General features: G+C 62.6%; 16 protein-coding genes, 1 tRNA gene and 2 pseudogenes. 4 read left to right on the plus strand and 15 right to left on the minus strand.

What is annotated here, in order from left to right; translation table 11 throughout:
• Positions 1 to 124 precede the first annotated feature (124 nt).
• The 3 genes and pseudogenes from rocD to L0A91_RS08660 form a co-directional block, all read right to left on the minus strand.
• Positions 125 to 1348: pseudogene (gene rocD, locus L0A91_RS08650) on the minus strand (ornithine--oxo-acid transaminase).
• 108 nt (positions 1349 to 1456) lie between these two features.
• Positions 1457 to 2791: an MFS transporter gene (locus tag L0A91_RS08655; protein WP_235243899.1), complete on the minus strand. Its 1335-nt coding sequence runs from the start codon at positions 2789 to 2791 to the stop codon at positions 1457 to 1459.
• A gap of 79 nt (positions 2792 to 2870) precedes the next feature.
• Positions 2871 to 2953 (minus strand) — tRNA-Tyr (locus L0A91_RS08660).
• 82 nt (positions 2954 to 3035) lie between these two features.
• Here L0A91_RS08660 and L0A91_RS08665 point away from each other — a divergent pair.
• The 3 genes from L0A91_RS08665 to L0A91_RS08675 all read left to right on the plus strand — a co-directional run bounded on the left by L0A91_RS08665 (position 3036) and on the right by L0A91_RS08675 (position 5501).
• Complete coding sequence (locus L0A91_RS08665; protein ID WP_235243900.1) at positions 3036 to 3533, plus strand: YajQ family cyclic di-GMP-binding protein; 498 nt, start codon at positions 3036 to 3038, stop codon at positions 3531 to 3533.
• Positions 3534 to 3663: 130 nt separating this feature from the next.
• A complete protein-coding gene (locus L0A91_RS08670; RefSeq protein ID WP_235243901.1) occupies positions 3664 to 4206 on the plus strand; it encodes an RNA polymerase sigma factor in 543 nt (180 codons plus the stop codon).
• Positions 4203 to 5501: a hypothetical protein gene (locus tag L0A91_RS08675; protein WP_235243902.1), complete on the plus strand. Its 1299-nt coding sequence runs from the start codon at positions 4203 to 4205 to the stop codon at positions 5499 to 5501. Before L0A91_RS08670 ends, L0A91_RS08675 begins: the two co-directional genes overlap by 4 nt.
• Before the next feature lie 25 nt (positions 5502 to 5526).
• Here the strand turns inward: L0A91_RS08675 and L0A91_RS08680 are convergent, their stop codons facing one another.
• From L0A91_RS08680 to L0A91_RS08700, 5 genes are all read right to left on the minus strand, one after another.
• The gene (locus L0A91_RS08680) at positions 5527 to 5664 is read right to left on the minus strand and encodes a hypothetical protein (RefSeq protein ID WP_235243904.1); all 138 of its coding nucleotides are present in this window, start codon (positions 5662 to 5664) and stop codon (positions 5527 to 5529) included.
• Positions 5665 to 5797: 133 nt separating this feature from the next.
• Positions 5798 to 6310 (minus strand): ERAP1-like C-terminal domain-containing protein, encoded by a 513-nt coding sequence (locus L0A91_RS08685; protein ID WP_235243906.1) that lies wholly within the window; start codon positions 6308 to 6310, stop codon positions 5798 to 5800.
• An 8-nt stretch (positions 6311 to 6318) separates the two neighbouring features.
• Positions 6319 to 7092, minus strand: coding sequence for a hypothetical protein (locus L0A91_RS08690; RefSeq protein ID WP_235243908.1), 774 nt, complete (start codon positions 7090 to 7092; stop codon positions 6319 to 6321).
• Positions 7089 to 8096 (minus strand): M1 family aminopeptidase, encoded by a 1008-nt coding sequence (locus tag L0A91_RS08695; protein ID WP_235243909.1) that lies wholly within the window; start codon positions 8094 to 8096, stop codon positions 7089 to 7091. The genes L0A91_RS08690 and L0A91_RS08695 overlap by 4 nt, the downstream gene beginning before the upstream one ends.
• Positions 8060 to 8293 (minus strand): hypothetical protein, encoded by a 234-nt coding sequence (locus L0A91_RS08700; protein WP_235243910.1) that lies wholly within the window; start codon positions 8291 to 8293, stop codon positions 8060 to 8062. Before L0A91_RS08700 ends, L0A91_RS08695 begins: the two co-directional genes overlap by 37 nt.
• Positions 8294 to 8386: 93 nt before the next feature.
• Here L0A91_RS08700 and folP point away from each other — a divergent pair, with 93 nt between their 5' ends.
• Entirely contained in the window at positions 8387 to 9367 is a 981-nt protein-coding gene (gene folP / locus L0A91_RS08705; RefSeq protein WP_311197741.1) for a dihydropteroate synthase, read from the plus strand.
• On the opposite strand, the pseudogene htpX reads toward folP, so the two are convergent.
• The 7 genes and pseudogenes from htpX to L0A91_RS08740 form a co-directional block, all read right to left on the minus strand.
• A pseudogene (gene htpX, locus L0A91_RS08710) lies at positions 9352 to 10217 on the minus strand (zinc metalloprotease HtpX). The gene folP and the pseudogene htpX sit on opposite strands and share 16 nt — an antisense overlap.
• 46 nt (positions 10218 to 10263) lie before the next feature.
• Positions 10264 to 11325, minus strand: a complete 1062-nt coding sequence (locus tag L0A91_RS08715) for an NADH-quinone oxidoreductase subunit N (RefSeq protein WP_235243912.1) — start codon at positions 11323 to 11325, stop codon at positions 10264 to 10266.
• Positions 11295 to 11711, minus strand: a complete 417-nt coding sequence (locus tag L0A91_RS08720) for a hypothetical protein (RefSeq protein WP_235243914.1) — start codon at positions 11709 to 11711, stop codon at positions 11295 to 11297. The genes L0A91_RS08715 and L0A91_RS08720 overlap by 31 nt, the downstream gene beginning before the upstream one ends.
• 27 nt (positions 11712 to 11738) lie before the next feature.
• The gene (locus L0A91_RS08725) at positions 11739 to 12698 is read right to left on the minus strand and encodes a NuoM family protein (protein WP_235243916.1); all 960 of its coding nucleotides are present in this window, start codon (positions 12696 to 12698) and stop codon (positions 11739 to 11741) included.
• 11 nt (positions 12699 to 12709) lie between these two features.
• The gene (locus tag L0A91_RS08730) at positions 12710 to 13243 is read right to left on the minus strand and encodes a hypothetical protein (RefSeq protein WP_235243918.1); all 534 of its coding nucleotides are present in this window, start codon (positions 13241 to 13243) and stop codon (positions 12710 to 12712) included.
• A complete protein-coding gene (locus L0A91_RS08735; protein ID WP_235243920.1) occupies positions 13231 to 14709 on the minus strand; it encodes a proton-conducting transporter membrane subunit in 1479 nt (492 codons plus the stop codon). The genes L0A91_RS08730 and L0A91_RS08735 overlap by 13 nt, the downstream gene beginning before the upstream one ends.
• The gene (locus tag L0A91_RS08740; protein ID WP_235243922.1) at positions 14640 to 15125 is read right to left on the minus strand and encodes a hypothetical protein; all 486 of its coding nucleotides are present in this window, start codon (positions 15123 to 15125) and stop codon (positions 14640 to 14642) included. Before L0A91_RS08740 ends, L0A91_RS08735 begins: the two co-directional genes overlap by 70 nt.
• Positions 15126 to 15146: the final 21 nt, after the last annotated feature.

The raw sequence follows: 15146 nt of genomic DNA on the forward strand, positions 1-15146 counted from the left end.
TGTAATTCGCAGCGATCAGCGGGAGAAAGTGCGAACGCACGATTCTGAGGCGCCCGCGGCATGCAAAGGACTCCCAACCAGATAGCCCCGGTTGGGAGTCCTTGGTTGTGCGGGAGCTCAGGTCTCAGGCCTGGGCGTCCTCAATGACCTCATTTAACTTGTCCGTGATGATGGCCAACTCTTCGGAGGTGATGGTCAACGGCGGCGCCAAGCGAATTGTCGAGCCGTGGGTGTCCTTAGCCAGCACCCCTTCTTGGCCAACTCCTTGCAGGCAGCCTTGCCAGTCATCAACTCGGGGTCGATGTCAACGCCGGCCCACAACCCGCGGACGCGGACGCGGACGACGCCGTTGCCGAGGTGCTTCGACAGCCCCTTACGGAACTGCTCTTCAAGGTGGCAGCATGCTTCTGAAACTCACCAGTGGCGAGCAACTTCACGACGGCGTGGCCAACAGCCGCAGCCAACGGGTTGCCACCGAAGGTCGAGCCGTGGGTGCCCGGCGTGATGACATCCATTACGTCACGGTTGGCGGCTACAGCCGAGACCGGAACGATCCCGCCACCCAGAGCCTTGCCCAGGGTGTACATGTCGGCTTCGACGTTTTCGTAGACGCAAGCCAGCGTGGTGCCGGTACGACCCAGACCCGACTGAATCTCATCAGCGATCATCAACACGTTCTGCTCGGTGCACAGCTCGCGCAGTCCGGGCAGGAAGTCGACCGGAGGAATCTGCACTCCTGCTCACCCTGGATTGGCTCCAGCAGCACGGCGGCGGTGTTCGGCGTGATGGCAGCCTTGATCGCGCCCAAGTCGCCGTACGGAACAGCCTTAAAGCCGGGGGTGTAGGGACCGTGGTGGTCCCGGGCCTCGGGGTCATCCGAGAAGCTGACGATGGTCGTGGTGCGACCGTGGAAGTTGCCGTCCATCACGATGATCTCGGCCTGACCGGCGGGAATGCCCTTGCTGAGGTAACCCCACTTGCGAGCAATCTTTAACGCAGTCTCAACGGCCTCGGCGCCGGTGTTCATCGGCAGGATGGACTCTTTGCCGACCAACTGGCCGAGGGCCTCACAGAACGGGCCCAACTGGTCGTTGTAGAACGCACGGCTGGTCAGCGTGGAACGGTCCAACTGGTCTTTGGCTGCGGCCACCAGGTCGGGGTGACGGTGGCCAAAGTTCAGCGCGGAGTAACCCGACAAAGCGTCGAGATATCGGTCGCCTTCAACATCGGTGACCCAGATGCCATCGGCCTGGTTCACCACCACCGGCAGCGGGGAGTAGTTGTGGGCAGCCACCTGGTCTTCCAGGTCGATAAAGGACTGATTCGTGTTCATCGCGGTCTCCGTCATGTCTCCAGCCTAGGGCCACGACCTGGGTGCGCGCAGTCCAGGTCTCGTGTGTTCTTGCTCTCAATATTATGCACTATTCAGTATGGGTATACGTGCGCCCGCGGTCAGTCACGCCTCGAGGGCGACGCCACGCTGCTCAGGCAGCAAGAATGCGGCAGCCGCGGCAATCGCAAAGGCGGCCGCAAAGATCGTGAACAGCCCAACCTGACCGAAGGCGGCAAGGAAGATCGGCACCGACAGGGGCGCGACGATCGACGCTATGCGGCCGAATCCTGCTGCCGCTCCCGCCCCACTGCCCCGCACAAGCGTTGGGTAGACCTCCGGTGTGACCGCATACAAGGCACCCCACGCTCCGAGGTTGAAGAACGACATGGCGCAGCCAGCCACCAGGATCATCGTCACCGAGTCGGCCATGCCAAAGCCGACGGCCGCGATCGCTGAGCCGATCAGCATGGTCGCCAGCGTAGGTCGGCGGCCCCACTTTTCGATCAGCACAGCAGACAGGGCGTAACCCGGCAGTTGGGCCAACGTAATGATGAGGACGTATTCAAACGAGCGCACCAAGTCGAAGCCGCGGTCAACCAACAGGGTGGGCAACCAAATGAAGGCACCGTAGTAGGAGAAATTCACAAAGAACCAAACCAGCCACAGCCCGGCAGTGCGGCGTCGATATTTCGGGCTCCACAGTTGGCCTTTCCCGGCCCCGCTGACTGCTGGAGTCGAGCGCGATGGCGTTGTCGGCACCCCAGCCGACTTTTCAAACGACGCGACTACCGCCTCGGCTTCACGGGTGCGACCGCGCCGCTCAAGAAAGATCGGGGACTCTGGCAAGCCAATTCGCAAATAGATCGCGTAGAAAGCTGGCACCAGGCCAACCAAGAATGCATAGCGCCAGCCATTATCAAAAGGCTGGACCACGAAATAGCCCAGCAGCGCGGCCATAATCCAACCCACGGCCCAAAATGCCTCCAGGATGACGACCATCCGGCCCCGGATCTTGGTGGGCGACAGTTCGCTCACCAGTGTTGAAGCCACCGGCAACTCAGCCCCAAGTCCCAGACCCACGATGAAGCGCAACAGCAGCAGAACCGCCAACCCGGTCACAAAGGCTGATGCGCCAGTGGCCAGGCCGTACAGCACCATCGTGGCGGCGAACACAGTGCGGCGACCGTAGCGGTCTGCGAGGCGTCCACCCAGAGTGGCGCCAATCGCCATACCCACGAATCCGATGGAAAGCAGGAAGGACTGTTGAGTCTTGTCTAGCGACCACTCAGCGGCCAATGCTGCCCCGACGAAGGAGATGAGCCCGACGTCCATCGCGTCGAGAGCCCACCCCACTCCAGACCCGAGCAAGACCTTGCGGTGCTTCTTAGTGAAGGGAAGTCGACCCATACGCTCAGCACGGGTAGGCAGGCGTTCATGGCCCGGGGCAGGGGTACTCATAGGCACATCGTAAAGCCGCAGATCGCTTGAGACAGCAGAAGCGGCCAGTCCCTCGGGGATCTGGCCGCTTCACTTGCAGTGGCAGGTGCAGGATTCGAACCTGCGTAGGCGTACGCCGGCGGATTTACAGTCCGCTTCCATTGGCCGCTCGGACAACCTGCCGTGGAACCGGATGAAACAATAACAGGCATCGGCGCTGCATACTTAATCGCGTCGGTAAACACCCCATGAGCAGGAGGACAAGATGGCAGATTCGTCGTTCGATGTCGTGAGCAAGGTCGATCGTCAGGAGGTCGCCAACGCTGTCAATCAGGCTGCCAAGGAGATCGCTCAGCGGTATGACTTCAAGAACGTAGGCGCCTCGGTTGAGTTCTCTGGCGAGGTCGTCAAGATGGCTGCTAGCTCCAGCGAACGGTGCAAGGCCGTGCTGGACGTCTTGCAAACCAAGCTGGTCAAACGGGGCGTCTCGCTGAAGAGCCTCGACCTTTCTGGCGAAGGAGAGCCCCACCCCTCGGGCAAAGAGTATCGGCTCGAAGGCGCTTTGAAGGAAGGTCTCACTCAAGAGCAGGCCAAGAAGATGACCAAGCTGATCCGCGACGAAGGCCCCAAGTCGGTCAAGGCACTGATCCAAGGCGATGAGTTGCGGGTTAGCTCGAAGTCCCGTGACGACCTGCAAGCTGTGCAGCAGTTGCTGCGCGAGGCCGACCTCGATGCCGCCGTGCAATTTACTAACCGACGGTGAAACAAACCGCCTGCGTGTGACATAGGGCGAATAACGCAGGCAAAGAAGCCGGCGCGACATGCAGGAGGGGATGAGCGTGAGTTGGTACGGAGGACTTGAACCTGAGGGCCCGCCTGAAGACACCGCGGACGTGGGGTTCGAACGGTTATTTGCCGAGCACACGGATGCGATCTTTCGCTACTTCGTACGCCGGGCGCCACGCCAGGACTGCGCGGACCTCACCGCCGACGTGTTCGCGATCGCGTGGCGCAAATACGACGCGATCCCGAGCCAGTTTGAGTTGCCGTGGCTGTACAAGACGGCAAGTAACGTCCTGGCGAACTACCGGCGCAAACCGCGCCTGACCCTCTTAAGCGATGAAGGCTGGGCCCACACCGAAGCGACTCGACTGACCGAGGATGACAACCCGTGCGATGTCTACTTGGCCAATTCGTCGTTGAAGTCGGCACTACTGCAGCTGAAAGACCGAGATCGACAGGTCCTGCTGATGAATGCGTGGGAAGGCCTTGACGGGCAAGAACTCGCACTCGCACTCGGTATGACGCGTGGTGGTGCGGCGGCAACGCTGTCCCGAGCCCGTGCTCGGTTCCGCACCGCTTTGGCAACTCAAGATGCTTCCGCATCTGACTCACCCCTGCGAACAACCCTCTCTGAGCCCAGGAGAACATCATGAGTAACGACGACAACGCCTTCAACCAACTACGCGACGCCGACCCTGGCCGGGGCGCATCGGCAGATCGTGCCGCGATCCGCGCCAAGCTTGAGTCATCTTCCGCATCTGACAACGGGGCCGACACGCTCACCTTTGAACCGCACGGCCGCAAACCAGCCAACAAGACCCGGGCCATGCTCGCCGTCGCGGCAAGCACGGCACTGATCGCGGGCGGCGGTGGATTCTTGATTGGCCAGGCCGCCGATGACTCCGCCCCTGGGAACGCCACTCCAGCCTCGCAAGGTGGCCTCGAAGTAGTCGATCCGCTCACTGGCGGCTTCGATCTGCCGGCCGAGGAAATCGGCGGAGGGGCCACCTACACCTCTGGTCCGTTCGGCGGCGACAGTGTGGCTCTAACCGGCGGCGAAGACCTGCCTAGCGAGGGTGGCACCGCGGAGGCCTTTACGTATGAAGCCGATGGCGGGTCATCCGAAGAGGCTATGACGGCTGTTGCGCAAGCTTTGGGCATGGAAGGTGAACTTGTCACCGCCTATGGTGAAACACAGTTTGTGGGTGACGGCGAGAGCTTGTACACCTACTTCAATGGTCAGTCGGTTTCGTTCGGCTACATGAACGACTACATCACCGAGTATTGCGAAGAGAACGTCTCTGAACAGGCTGACTACCTCGAGGAATATCCCGCAGAAGCCGAAGGCTGGCCGATCCTGGACGCCGAGAAGTGCCAGGACCCGGGCGACGAGGAGCCAACCGATGACGAAGCGAAGGCCATATCGATGGACCTCTTCACCGCCTTCGGTGTGGAGATAGACGCAGATGACCTCGAGGTCGACCGCTACGGCGGAATCGTCAACGTGTTTGGCGAGGGTCAAGACGCCTACTCGTACTACAACGTGGAGGTCAACTCATTAGGCATCGTCAACGCCAACGTCGACGTTCCTTCCGAAAAGGTGTCACTGGGTGAGTACGCGTTGATCGCGCCGAACCAGATCGCCGAACGCCAAAACGACCCCATTCTGGGACGGGTTTGGATAGAGCCAGAGGCCTACATGGACGAGTCGTTTTGGGAGGACATCGACTGGGACGACATTCCAGAACCACCGGAGCCAGTCGCTGGAGAGCCGCTGCCGATCATCGGAGCCACGGCAGACATCGAGAGCTATGAGCTATCGACGGGCACCTTGCAGCTGGAGATGGGCATGCCTTACGTGGTCCCGATCTACGACGTGACCACCGTCAACGGTCAGCACGTGTATGTGCTCGCTCTGGCAGACGAAGCCATCAACCTGCTGGAATAGCCTCCAGCAGCATACGAAAGAGCGGCTAGTGGGATCGCCCACTAGCCGCACTTTCATGCTCAATGGCGTCATCACCATTGGCCAGCACAATCTCGGAGAACACGCCGTTGCCCAACTCGCCAACACCAGTGGTGCCCGAACCAAGAACGTCCGTGCCGCTCAAGAACCCATCCGGTTGCGTCTCAGTGACCAGATATGGTGCCCGGCACCAAACCAGTGAACGAATACTGGCCCAGCTCGTCCGTCGTCGTGGTCACCACTGTGGATCCGCCCCCAAGAAGAAGAAACATTCATCTTTACTCCCCCTCGCGGGCCCTCCAAACTTCGCCCAAAACAGACAGACCGTCCGTCAGTGACCTTCGGACACCAGCAGGCAACAACCCGGAGTTGAGGCTCGCGCTCACCGTTGCCATCGTCGACTCAAATGGCAAAGTCCTGGGGAACGCCAACATCGTTAGTCGAGCTAAGGCATCTGGCCCCATCGTGGGCTGCAGGCCAGGAACGTCACGCACGAAACGATTCACATACTCCTGCAGTAACTGGGGGTCGCCGCTGAGCCAAAATCCTTGACCGATCGCATTGCGCTCGTGGTTGGACAGCCCAGCGCCGGTCAACTGCGCCCACGCCCAACGCTTGTCTCCCGCGCCGGGCAGCGCAGCCCGAGCAGTCAGCGCGCCCAGTCGACCAGCCAACGACGAGTCCCGGTCAGCCTCAGCCGCAATCTCGTGACGCTCAATCTGCCCCAAAGTAGCCAGCGATCGCAGCATCAACCACCGCAGGTCTCGGTCATTAGCCAGGCCAGCAGGCAACTCCCAGCCTACCCGCCAGCGGTGCAATAGATTGGCGTTCTGGTGGTCGACACCAGCAGGCGAGCGGCCTCGATCTGCAACTCTCCATGCTCGGATGCCCGCTCCCAGCACTCCTGCCCGACCCATGAAATCCGATCTCGAGATTCCACGTCACCGACCAGGTACTCCGGGACCAGCCTCGACCCGATGAACCTACCCAGGTGCGTCACGATCGATGGCTCGCCTTCACCGGGCAAAGCAGCGCACACCACGTCAGTGACGTATGCGGGGGTGACCCGCGATTGCGCCAAACCATCGATCAGCGCAGACCAAATGACTGCCCGATGAGTCGCGTCATCAATCACTGGCAAAACCTGGGGCATGACTGCCAGGCTTTCCTCGTCAAAGACCACTCGAGCCCAGGTCAGGTCCGCGGCGTTCGGCACGATGACTGACTCGGCAGCCGTCGCAACCTCGGCCTGCTCGGTCCCTGCAGGCAGCCACAACTCCTGTTCCCAGACCTTGCCCTCGCGACTCCAGGCAGCGACCGTGCTCAGGTGGGCCCGAGAGCTCCCAGTCTGCCCAGGGGCCACTTTGTCCACCCGGGCGCCGTTACCTTCGCGAGCCGCAGTCAGTGCGTCAAGACCAACCTCAGTCAGCCAACTCGACATCCACGCTCGAATATCGATGGGCCGCGACGCCCCCACGCTCTCAGCGCCCCCAGCAACCGCGCGCTCCATCGTGTCCATAAAGTCCGCCAACGAGGCGTTACCCCAGGCAAAGCGAGCAATGTGATCTTTCATGCCAGCTGCGAAAGCCTCGTGGCCAATGGTCGCCACCAACTGGCGCAGGACAGCCGCCCCTTGGCGTAGGAGATGCCGTCAAAGTTGGCGAGCGCCGCCTCGGTGTCGGCGGCTGACGCCGCGACAGGGTGCGCGGAAGGCGCGCGCTCCGCGGCATACCCCCAGGTCTTGCGGCTGATGCTGCCGTGCACCCACGGTGCGGCGCTATCGCTGATGTGCGCCAGGGCCGCGTGACCTAGGTATTCGGCGAATGACTCGTTGAGCCAGAGGTCTTCCCACCACTTCATCGTCACCAAGTCGCCACACCACATATGTGCCAGCTCGTGCGCGACAGTCAGCGATCGCCCCATGATGTCTTCGCTGGTCGCCACTCCCCGATAGAGCAGACCATCTCGGAAGGTAACGCAGCCAGGGTTCTCCATCGCGCCAGCGTTGAACTCGGGCACAAACACCTGGTCATAACTGCCAAACGGGTAGTCAAAACCAAAGAGGTCCTCGAAGTAGTCCAACGCACCCCTGGTCACATCAAGTATGTCGGGGGCATGGGTCTTCAGGGCAGCGGCAAGGGAGGCGCGGGCATGGACTCCCAGCGGAACACCCCGGTGCTCGCCGGTCACGCTGACATACGGCCCCGCGCAGACCGTCACGAAGTAGGTGGCCAGCGGCTTGGTCACAGCAAAGTCGACACGATCAGCCTTGGTCGCCTCAATCACCCCGTTGCTAATCACCGCCCACTCTGGGTTTGCGCGCACGCTGATCTGGAACGGTGCCTTGAGGTCTGGCTGGTCAAAACACGCGAACACTCGAGGGGCCGCGTCAAGGAAGAGGTGCCCGTAGAGATAGGTCTCGCCATCGGCCGGATCGACCGCACGGTGCAGGCCCTGCCCATCGCGGGAGTAGGCCATCTCTGCGTGCACCGTGAGTTCGTGCGCCCCGGCGCTCAAGGCCAGTGGCAATCGGCTGTCGGCTAGTGATCCGGCATCCACCTCGGAGCCATCGAGCACAATGCGGTGGACCTTTTCGGCCCGCAGGTCAAGGAAGGTCTCCCCGTGTGGGCGGCCACGAGCGAAATGGTGGTGATTGACGTAAATGTGCCGTGCTCTGGATCTGCTGCGCCTCGCAGATCGAGGTGCACGTTATACAGCGAAATATCCAGCAACTCGGCACGCGTCTGCGCTTCGTCTGGTGTTAAAGCAGCCATGAATCATCGGCGTCGGTCGCCGCCTCCCCCATAATCCTAAGCAAGAGACGTCCCAACACTGCGCACGACAAGCAGTGCTGCGAAGATGCTCTCGTGCCTGAGAATCACCAACCTCTGCCCTTGAAGCTGCCGAGCGCGCCCGCGCTCGAATTGCGTGGTCACCAGTTCACGAGCGCTCAGCCCGCCGTGATGGCCATCATCAACCGGACCAGGGACTCGTTCTGGGCTGGCAACCGGCATGCTGCTTTGGACGATGCGCTCGCCGCGCTGCATCTCGCAGTCGAGCAGGGTGCCGACATTGTTGACGTGGGTGGGGTGCGTGCCGGGCAGGAGGGCGAGCAGGTTGATGCTGCTGAGGAGATCAGCCGGGTGGTCCCCTTCCTTGAGGCCGCTCGAACGGCCTACCCCGATCTGGTGCTGAGCCTGGACACTTGGCGCTCGGAGGTGGCGCAGGCTGCTGCCGGGGTGGGGCTAGACCTGATCAACGACACGTGGGCCGGCCATGACCCTGACTTGGTGCATGTGGCTGCCGCGACCGGCGCGGGCATCGTCTGCTCGCACAGCGGCGGGCTCCCGCCTCGCACCGATCCGGTCGGGATGAGGTATGCCGATGAGCAGGGCGACGACGAACTCGCGGTCGTGCGTGATGTGCTGCGCACGCTGAGCCGTGGTGCGCAGGCAGCGCAGGCCGCTGGCGTGCCCATGGAGCGCATCCTGATCGATCCCACCCTCGATTTTGGCAAGACCACCCGGCACAGCCTGGTCACCCTGCGGCATACCGGCGACGTCGTGGCCCTTGGTTATCCGGTGCTTCAAGCCATTTCTCGCAAGGACTTCATCGGCGAATCGCTGGATCTAGCGGCCGACGACCGCCTCGAGGATCGCTGGCTGCGACGGCTATCGCTGCGTGGTTGGGCACAGCCGTTTTCCGGGCCCACGATGTGCGGGCAACCAGGCGGACCATCGACATGGTGGCCACCATTCGCGGAGACCGCACGCCCCTTCGACACGCTCGCGGCGAGTAGTCTGCCCAGCCTTTGCTCGTCGCGGCGCAAGCCTTACTGGCCGAGGTGACGAGCCTGGTTTTGCAGACGAGCGATCCGCTCATCCATCGGCGGGTGCGTGGCGAAGAGGGACTTCACGTCGCCGGCCTTGAATGGGTTGGCGATCATCATGTGAGCGGCATTCTGCAGCTCAGGCTCTGGGCGAAGCGGTGCAGCGGCGGTGCCCTGCTCCAGCTTGCGCAAGGCTGAAGCCAGCGCAAGGGGTCGTTCGTCAGGGCGGCGCCGTCCTCGTCAGCATCAAACTCACGGGTCCGGCTAATCGCCAACTGGATCACGCTGGCAGCAATGGGGGCTAGCAATGCCATCGCCAACAGGACTAGCGGGTTGCCGTTCTCATTGCGGTTGCCGCCAAAGATATTCGCCCACACCAACATCTGAGCGACCGAGGTGATGATTCCGGCCAGCGCTGCCGCCACTGAGGAGGTCAGGATGTCTCGGTTGTAGACGTGCATCAGCTCGTGGCCCAAGACGCCGCGCAACTCACGCTCGTTCAGCAGGTGCAGAATGCCCTCAGTGCAGCAGACAGCAGAGTTTTCCGGGTTGCGCCCGGTGGCAAACGCGTTGGGGGCTGCCGTCGGTGAGACGTAGAGCCGCGGCATCGGCTTGCCTGCCCGTTGCGACAACTCGTGCACAATCGCATACATCTGAGGCTGTTGTTCTGGCGTGACCGGATAGGCCTTCATCGCCTTGATCGCGAGCTTGTCGGAGTTCCAATACCCATAGGCGGTCATGCCGACGCCGATCAGGGCGAACAGCCAGATATAGCTGCCGCCGCCGATGAGCGACCCCATGCCCAGCAAAATGGCCCAGATTGAGCTGAAGAGCAAGACGGTTTTGAGGCCGTTGAAGTGTTTGTGCATGTTGGTGAAACGCTTTCACTCGCGCCGGTGTTCCGCAGGACGAGCCCTATCGGAACATCACCGGCCAAATTGATAGGGCAATCAGTGTGGCAGTCAGCAGTCCAAGCACAACTGACCACAGCGGAGGCAAGACGACTTTGGCCACCTGTGCCTCCGAGTCTGGCGAAGGCAGCGGATCGAGGATTAGCCATGCCCAGCGCAGATACACAGCCAGCCCCAGCGGCACATTGATGGCCGCCACGATTGCCAGCCACCAAAAACTCTGCGCCGCGACGGGACTAATCACGCCGATCTTGGTCAGCAGCCCAGCGACCGCAGGGGGTAATCCAGCCAAGGTGAGGAGGGCAAAGAGCATGGCGAGACCGAGTGCTGGTTGCCTGCGCAGGATCCCCCGCATCCAGTGCAAGGAAGTGCCGTCCGGACGGGCCGGGTCGTTGGCGAGCGCCACGATGACGATCCACAACGCCATCGTGGCCAGCAGGTAGATCACCAGGTAGCCAACCGCGAGGCTGGTCGCACCCGGCGCGAGTGTCGCCAACGGCAACACGACCCACCCGCCCTGCGCCACGCTCGACCAGGCCAAGAGGCCAACACTGTCGCGCTGGACCAGCGCGATGACGTGTCCCAGAGTCAGGCTGAGTGCTGCGACAACGCCGAGCGCGACGCCCACTGCAGAGACGCCCGCACCAGTCACCGCCTGGACGAGCACCAGCAACCCGCCCACGGCAGCGACCTTGGACGTCGTCGACAAATAGGCCGTAATGGGCAGCGGGGCCGCGGCATACGTCACGGGGGTCCAAGCGTGAAATGGGACGGCCGAGAGTTTGAACGCGATGCCAGCCAAGGCAAAGACTCCCGCGAGGGCCAGCACCACTCGATCCGGCCCCGTCTGGCCGACGAGCGCTTCGGGGCTCAGGATCGCGGTCCCGGTGGAAACAAACCAGAGGGCTGCGCCGAGGGCCAGCAGCGCGAAAGAGGCCAGCGATGTAGTGAGCAGAGCCACCGCGGCATCGATAGCGCCGGGTTGGCGACGGCTGCGGTGCTCAAGAGCGACCAGGGCCACTGTCGGCAAGGTGGCTAGCTCGATCGCGACCAGCAAGGAGGCCACATCGCCCACACCCGGAAGTGCAACAACTCCGTGGTAGCCGCCAAGAGCAAGGCACTGAGGACAGCAGTGCGACCACCTTCGCCGTGGGCCCAATCACGCCAAGCCAGCAGCACCACCAGCAGGGCAGACACGCAGGCCAGGAGTTGGAGCAACGACTCAGCGGCGCTCACCTCATACAGACAGAGGCCACCCGAGGGCGCGCAGAGCGCAGTGAGCGAATCCCCAGCGCTGATCCGGACGCCGGGAATCGTTGAAGCCCCAGCCGCGACCAGTGTCAGCGAGATCAGTGCCAGGTGGGCTTGCCGGGCAGCGGGCCAGGCGATATCCAGCACCAGCACGGCGACCGTGCCAGCGGCCAAGATCAAGACGGGCAAAGAGTCATCCACGGCAGCGAAACCATCACGGCGCTCCCGTCAAGAAAGTCGAGACCACCGGGGCGGTCGAATCCAGCAGCAGCGAGGGTAGACACCCAGGCCGACAATGATGATGACGAGCCCAGCAATCACTATCAACTCTATTTTGCCGGCGTCAGCGATGGCTGGCTTGGTGCGTTCCCCACCCCAGACTTCGCGCAAAACCCGCGCCGAGTATGCGGCGGCTAAGGCTGCTCCGACCGCGGCACCGACAGCGAGGAGCACAAAGAAGCCTCCTGGCCGCCCGGGTGCCGGGGCCCATGCCGCGTAGATCGCGCCAAACTCGCCCCAAAAACCGGCCAACCCAGGAAGGCCCATGGAGGCGGCAAGGCCAAAGATCAGGGCAAAGCCCCAGTGCGGCGCAGCCTCTCGCAAGGAAGCATGTGGGGTGCCCAAGCCTGCGCTGCCCCATTCGTGCTTCAAGGCTCCGACCACAACAAACAACAGCGCCGAAATCACCCCGTGCGCCACGTTGCCAAACAAGGCAGCCTGCATTCCAGCCTCGGTGCCACTGGCTAGGCCGAGCACCACAAAGCCCAAGTGTGCGATCGAGGACCAGGCAATGAGTCGTTTGAGGTCTCGCTCGACCAAGCAAGCGAGCCCGGCCCAGATGATCCCCACGACGGCGAATCCACCGAGTACCGGAGCGATCGTTGCAAACCCGGCAGGCACCACCGGGATCACTAAGCGCACCAACCCGTAGGTGCCGAGTTTCAACAACACTGCGGCCAATAAGATCGAGCCGGCGCTCGGAGCGCTGGAGTGCACCCACGGCAACCACGTATGCAGCGGCCAGACCGGCACCTTAAAGCTCAAACCCAGCACAAATAGCCCAGCAACCACGAGCCCCTGAGGCCGCGAGAAGGTCGCCCCAGCCAGCTGCGCCCATACCTCCAGGTTTGTGGTGCCGGTGCTGGCAGCCACCGCGAGCAAGCCGATCAGCATCAGCGTTGATCCCAAAGCCGTCACCATCAGGAAGCGAAGACTTGCAGCTCGAGCCAGTGCTTCCGGGGCAGGGTCGCCAATCGGGCGATCAGCAGCCACATAGGCAACAGCACGCACTCAAATCCAATAAAGAACACCATCGCGTCGCCCGCCAAAAAGCAGATCACGGCGCCGAAGATAGTGCCCAGCAAGCACGCGTAGTAAAGGGCCAACCGGGAAGACTCCACTGCGGCCCCCGGTACGTCTTCGGCGTCGATGTGGGCCGGCACTGCGGTAGCCACCACCCCCATCAGGCCGGTCAGCAACAGCAGTGGTGCGCTCACGCCATCGACTGCCAGATCAAGGCGGACCCCCAGCGCAGGGATCCACTCCAGACTGACTTCGGGGCGTTCCAGCACCGTGCCCACGACCCCGATCAGCGTGGCAATGGCAAATCCGAGACCCCCAACGCCCAGCGCTCGTGCGGGAACCTTTGGCACGAAGCGAGCAAGCAGCGGCAAACCAAGTGCTCCAAACAGGGGGGCGAGGACCGCAAACAAGAGCCAAATCATGCCCACCACCAGCCCAGCAATACCAGCAGACCAACGCCACCGAGCAGCAGAGCCAAGGATTTCGCCGGCCGGGTCGGGCTGACATCCTGCCCAGCCTGGCCCAGCCACCTCGCGCCAATCCCCGCACCCCGGACATAACTGTCCAGGATGTGCTGATCGAGCCACATGACAGAACGCGCCAGCCTCAGCGTGGGCCGAGTCACCAGAGTTTGGTATGCGGTGTCGGCACCGAGACCACGCTCGGCTATCAGGCTGAGCCCCGCGGGCAGCCGAGCAGCCGCATCGCGGGTGCGAACGCCACGAGACGCCGCCACAACGGCCAGCGCAGCGGCTGCCATTAGGCCCAACGTCGACACCAACAGCGGGATATTGAGGTGCAGCTCCACTTCAAACCAGGTGCTGAAAGGAAGCAGGCCACCGACAACGGTGAGCACGCCAAGCGTGGTGACGCCCGCGCGGGCAGATGAGGAAATAGCAGACTCGGCTTCTTCGACACCGATGGCTTCGACGACCACCTCAGGCTCGGTGAAAAAGTCGTCGATGAGCTCCTGCCCGCGGGGCGCGCTCACGACGGGCACGTCCAAAGCACGATCCAGGATGAGCCAAGCGCGCATGCAATAGGCAGCGGTCAGCGGAGCACCAGCACCCACGGCAGCCAGCACCAGCAGGGCCGGACCTCCATTGGTTTGAGCCACACCGGACTCAGCCGAGACCAAGATCAATTCTTTTGAGACAAAGCCGACCAACGGCGGCACACCGGCCAACGCCAGCAAGCCCATCCCCAGCGGCCAGCGCACCGACCCATAACGCCGAACACCGGAAGCGATATAGACCATGACCGTCCCACCGGTCAGCACGGCCAACCACCCCACTGCCAAGAACAAGAGCGACTTGAAGATGGCGTGCGAGGTGAGGTGCAGCAACGCGACATCAGGCCCCTCCCCGACCGGAATCGCAGTGAGGGCGGCCAACATGATGGCTACCTGAGAAACAGTCGACCAGGCGAGCAAGCGCTTGAGGTCAGGTTGAGCGAAAGCCAACAGCGCAGCCAACAGTGTGGTCACACTGGCCGCGATCGCCAACGTCCACAGGGCAACAGAACTCGACTGCAGCAGCGGCAGCAGTTGAGCAAGCACCACCGTCCCAGCCGCCACCATGGTGGCCGCGTGGATCAGGGCAGAGGCTGGGGTGGGCCCTTCCATGGCATCGGGGAGCCAGTCTTGGAAGGGGAAGAGCGCAGATTTGCCGGCAACTCCGATAACCATCAGCACCATCGCGACCGTGAGCGCAGTGCCTGGCGAACGGGACCAATGCTGCAGGATGCCCTCCCAGGATGTCGTTTGGGCACCCGCCGCCAGGGCAACGATGCCCAACACGAATCCGACATCGGCAAGCCTGGTGACGATCAGAGCCTTAGCCGCGGCCCGGCGGGCGCTGGCTTGGCCGACAGGTGGCCGATCAGTAGGTAAGAGCACCAGCCCATCACCTCCCAGCCCACCAGGGTGAGCACTGCGTCGCCGGAATTGACCACCAACAGCATGGCCGCGGTAAACAAGGAAACAGTCGCTGCGAACTGCCGATAACGCGGATCAAACCAGAGATACCAGCGGGCAAAGACCTGCACGACCAGCGCGATCAGGGCCACGACCAGGCCGGTGATCGCAAAGACATTGCTGGTGCTCAACAACAACGCAATCTCTAAATCGCCGAAGGCCAGCGGCCCGACCGTTTGGGCAACCATTGCGCCCTCGGTCGGCACCAAGAGGAGTTGCCACAAGGCTGCGATCAGCGTCAGCACGCCTCCTAGAACTGCCAGGACTGCCGAGCGCCCCAAAGCCTTCGCGGGAAGAGCCCAGATGAGGATGGCGAAGATGACCGGCAGACCAATCACGTAGTGACTGATCTCCCCGGG

Origin of the sequence: Ornithinimicrobium sp. INDO-MA30-4 (assembly GCF_021535045.1) — a bacterium.
Taxonomy (GTDB): Bacteria; Actinomycetota; Actinomycetes; order Actinomycetales; family Dermatophilaceae; genus Ornithinicoccus.